2 protein-coding genes are annotated in these 2,846 nt (G+C 50.0%); both read left to right on the forward strand.

The features are described 5' to 3' along the window. Window positions 1-420: 420 nt before the first annotated feature. Window positions 421-2,058: a hypothetical protein gene (locus tag VIP81_RS04155; protein ID WP_331957214.1), complete on the forward strand. Its 1,638-nt coding sequence runs from the start codon at window positions 421-423 to the stop codon at window positions 2,056-2,058. A 12-nt stretch (window positions 2,059-2,070) separates the two neighbouring features. Beyond that, window positions 2,071-2,846 (forward strand): serine protease (locus VIP81_RS04160; protein WP_331957215.1); only part of this gene is annotated, 776 nt, incomplete at its 3' end.

Genomic DNA, 2,846 nt, shown 5'->3' on the forward strand with positions numbered 1-2,846 from the left:
GCTCAAAAAGTCAAGCAATCAAAATTAGCCATACTTAAGATTGAGTATGTGCATGGCATCTTGGCAGCCAATAATAGAGTCGGCCAGAACCCTTCTCCGCCTTCTGAACTTGGACGGTGACGCGCGATTTCCCGCTAATAACCCCGACTGATCGTGAACATTGGCAAATCATCAGTACTGTTCACAATATTGCAAACGTCCTGCGGAACTGATCGATGCATCCAACGAAAATAATGCCAATGGCTTTGATATAGGCGGGCTGGTAACGTTAATCTCTCAAAAAGTGTTTGCCGGCTATTGGCGATGAAAAAATGTTAGGACATTTCAAGTATGGCTCTATATAACGGTAGAGCCGTGCCAACGGTTTTCAGTTCGCAATATTGAATCAGCTAGAGAGTGCTATTTTTGCGGGAAACCTCTATGAACACATCTGCTGCCCTAAAGCTTGCAATCAGTGGGCTTTTGCTCTTGCACGGAGCCTTAACCGCAGCCAACGCAGAATTAATTCTTAAGCCGGGAATTCTACCGAATGAAGTGGGTCTCGAAATCATTCCGAACGAGGCCTGTCGCGCTCCTTCGGCAATAGTCATCGACGCAAATGGCAATTTGGCAGTGCTGGATTCAGGAAACCGACGCCTATTGCGATTTAGCAACCTAACGAATCCTCTGCCGCCGATTTTTCTTCCCAAACAAATTTTCTCGGCTGAAGATGTGCTTCCCCTGTCTGATGGCTACATAGTTTTAGGAAACTTCTCTCGACAGCTTATAGTTCTTGACGCAACAGGCACCGCCTCTTTTACGCAAGACGTTGTCGGCCAACCGCGAGGAAACAGCACTTCGCAGCTAGGCCTCAATGACAACAATGATGTAGTAGCAGTCGCACCAAGTGGAGAGCCGTCGACCAATGTCCTCAGCATGAGCCAGATAGGGGCGACGACCGTCCCCGGCTTTGAACCCGCGTACGAAAGCAAAAGGACGGGTCCCAACGACATTGTGTTTTCCCGTCTCAACGATTTGGGCCCGCCGATCATTAAGATCTCTAGCAAAATTCGGATCGACTCGGCACAAGTGATGGCGTTAGATGAAGAGGGAAAGGCGTATGTCAGAGTCGAGGAATCCATCCTGTTGCCCGCCCCTCAAACTTTCGTCAAGGTAGTTCGCACCAACAAAGATGGTCAAGCTCAAGCAGAAGCCTATCTGCAAGCCAGCACGCTAGCATGCATAGTGAACCGGCCAGTCGCCGTAAGTCGCACCGGACAAGTGTTCGGAATGTGGGTTGATCTTGATGGAGCGCATGTAGCGGAACTGCCCATGATGGAGATGGGGCAAAATCCACCGGCCGTAAATAACTCCGCTACAACCGAATTAATATCAAATTCTGCAAGTATATTTGCTGACCTAGAACTAGAAAATGGCACAAAAAACATTCTGGCTATAAGCTCATCTATTTCTCCTGTGGGTCGTGATGAGGTTATAAAGCGAGCTGAGTCGTTATTGGAGCACAAATGGTCACCTCTGCCGAACAATTTAAGTAGGCCAAAGATTCCTTCTGAATGCAAACCCGCCTCGAATATGACATGGCGTCGACCACATTATCTTGACCCTCCCACCCCGAGCGAGGTGTCGAGCGTTCCCTATCGCTGGGGAGGGTACGAAGGAACATTGCAGGCCCATTCTCAGAAGCTTGCGACTGGAGCTTTAGCGGGAAATATATGTACTTGCCGGAGCAAGGCGCATAATTACTGCATCGTCAAAGAGGCCACCGGTTGGGATTGCTCAGGGTTCGTATCTTTTGCTTGGAACATCGGATACCTAACTACTTCGTCATTGCATACGGTCGGCGAGGAAATAGCATGGGCAGAACTTCAACCGGGTGATATTGTGAATGCGGCAGGAAGTCATGTGATGCTGGTAACAAAAACCGGCAATGGAAAATCCGGCCCCTTCTTAGAAGTTCTCCATGCATCAGTGGCGTGCAGTAACGTATGCCGTGAAACGTTCGCGGTAGCGCGCCTCAAAGGGAAGTATCAACCGTATCGCCGCGATAAAATTTTTTAGAGCGAGGCCGAAATGGCAAATATACGTACACGACTTGCCCTGTTTTGGCTCGCGGGTTTCACCTTTCAGATATTCACCATAACTCCGGACGCTTCGGGGGCGGTTAACGAAGCATGCATCTTCAAGATGCACCGAACGGGTGTCGCCAAAGTTTTTTTTCGATATGAAACGGCGTCAGACGGAAAGGGAACCGAAACAGGCTCAGGATTCGTGGTCTCTCCACAAGGTCACATTGTGACGAACGCTCATGTGCTTACGCCAAGCGCCAAAGGGGTAGCGATTGTATCGTCTGCCGTGGGAGTTCAATTAGGGTCGGCGTTAGCGCCCGAGGTAGATGCCAAAATTCTTTTGAAGAGCGATACACTGGACATAGCTATCCTTAAGTTAAACGACCCTCAGACGCTCAACCAAGCAGTGCCGCTTCCCGTTTCCCCCCCAAATATGCTAGCGGTGGGTTCTCCTCTAATAGCGCTTGGATTCCCCACTACAGACGTGTCTTCTGCTGTTGGGACGAAGAGTTCGCTTACAGCGTTGTCCCCCGACGTCGATCCGGCATGGATTCAAACATCGATTCCTTTGAATGCCGGCAATAGCGGCGGCCCTGTGTTCGGCCCAATGGGCAACGTCATCGGCATCGCGATAGCGAAAACCAAGAATGCACAACTTATAACTTACGTCCTGCCTATTGAACTAATTACTCCGTTTCTCCAGTCCATAGGAATCGAGCCGACGGGTGCGGGGCCGTGTGCGGCATGCCGACATGCGTCACATGGCGTGGAAAAATATAC

Origin of the sequence: Chitinophaga sp., from assembly GCF_036566945.1 — a bacterium.
GTDB lineage: Bacteria > Bacteroidota > Bacteroidia > Chitinophagales > Chitinophagaceae > Chitinophaga.

Coding starts and splice junctions, on each gene's coding strand:
- VIP81_RS04155 (WP_331957214.1), top strand. CDS start 421: ATGAACACATCTGCTGCCCTAAAGCTTGCAATCAGTGGGCTTTTGCTC.